At 58.3% G+C, this 1,624-nt stretch carries 1 protein-coding gene and 1 pseudogene; both read right to left on the bottom strand.

Annotation, left to right across the window (positions count from 1 at the left end; genetic code table 11):
• Positions 1 to 635, bottom strand: a 635-nt coding sequence (locus tag BG842_RS15565) for a DUF1254 domain-containing protein (protein ID WP_175424171.1), incomplete at its 3' end; no start/stop codon positions are given.
• Positions 636 to 935: 300 nt separating this feature from the next.
• Positions 936 to 1,587 (bottom strand): annotated as a pseudogene (locus tag BG842_RS32780) (ribonuclease HI family protein).
• Positions 1,588 to 1,624: the final 37 nt, after the last annotated feature.

Below are 1,624 nucleotides of genomic sequence, written 5' to 3' on the forward strand. Positions count from 1 at the left end.
GGAATTTCGAACGACCCTTCCGATGCCTGTTCCACGTCGATTTCGTCCTGGAGTTTTTGGACTTGCTTCACATCGTCCGAGTCGTTAGGGTCAACAAATATGCGGATCGCGACGCCAGCATACCGCGTCTCCACCATATCTTGTGTTATCGTGTACGTGCCAGGCTCGGTGACACTCAGCTTCACATATTGGCACTCATTCTGGACATTCATTGACATGTATCGGTCACCGCTGTCGGGGAGCGTGACGGTGACTGGCTCGGTCAGATCAAAGACTCCATATGAGTAGATTGTATCACGGTTTGTCTCGACGTCCAACTGATCCTTGACAGGAGCGATATTTCGGACATTATAGAGCTGTCCAAACCCACCCCTGTCGGCGGCTGACTGAAACGACGCATGACAGTTGGCGCGTGGGTAGTTCGCCCACGTTACTGGGACCGTATCGGTATCCGTCGACTCTTGTTCCCGGCGCTGTTGACCGGTCGAGACCGCGGAAATCTGGTGGGCGCTGGTGCTGCCCACGCCCATCGCGAGCAAGCTGGCAAGCCCTGCTCCTTGGAGCGCGGTGCGGCGGGTCGCTCGCATCGTTTGTGATTCGGAGTCAGCCGTCGTGTCGTGTGTCTCGTTACTCATTGTTGATGTCTCTCTTTTCTCTCGCATGGTGCCCACAGCACTACCCCCGCCCAACTCGCATCCTCGTACGACAATTCCCTATAAATAGGTGATGGTAGTAAAACATAAATTTCAGATATGATTGTGATGGGAACAGTTAACCGACCTGTTCAGGCGTCGATTAAGAGATATTTCACTCAATTCAGTAATAATGGAACGTACTGCCGAACGGCTGTCGAGAGTATAGTCAGTCTGTGACTTCTAGTAGCTTCTAAGGATCTCGACGGAGCCGGGATTTCGAATTTCAAGCGATGTGCCCTACTATCCCGGTCCAAAGGCTGCGATATCGGCACCCACAGTCGCCAATGCGTCGGCGGGGTTCGGGTCGCTGTCGGCCAGATGCGTGTACTGGTGGTCCGGAATGCTCGACAGTGCCGCCGTAACGGCCTCGCTGTATGTCTTGACGCCCGGTTCAGTCGGGTCATCGCCGCCCCAGACATCTCGGATGACCGTCATCGAATCGATGCGCACTTCCAGCCTGCGTGGCTCGTAGCGAACCAACAGTTCGGAGAGTCCGAGTTGGAGGGCGATGTACTCGGCGGTGTTGTTCCCCGTCTTGGAGCCAACGGGTCGGCCGAGACGGGCGAGCTCCTCCCCGGCAGCATCCATGATGACGGCACCCGCACCTGCGGGCCGGGGTTGCCGCGTGAACTACCGTCAACGTAGAGGATGAGTGTGTCGCTCGTCGGCTCGGGGGCGGATGGCCGGGCGAGACCCGACGCCAGCAAGCTTTCGAGCGCGCGACGCAACTCGGACGGGGTGGTTGCGGGTCGAATAGACCGCCATAGCCGGGGACAGCGTCGTTGATGGCGTCGGTGGCTGCCGCCATCTCGTAGCCGACGCCTGCGAGTACCCCGTCGACGAGCGTGGCGAGCGGCGAGAGATGTTCGGCCGGGAGGCGATTGTCGGTCACGGTACTTTCCCCTTCGAACGTCGGTTCCGGGCCCTCA

Origin of the sequence: Haladaptatus sp. W1 (genome assembly GCF_001723155.1) — an archaeon.
GTDB lineage: Archaea > Halobacteriota > Halobacteria > Halobacteriales > Haladaptataceae > Haladaptatus > Haladaptatus paucihalophilus.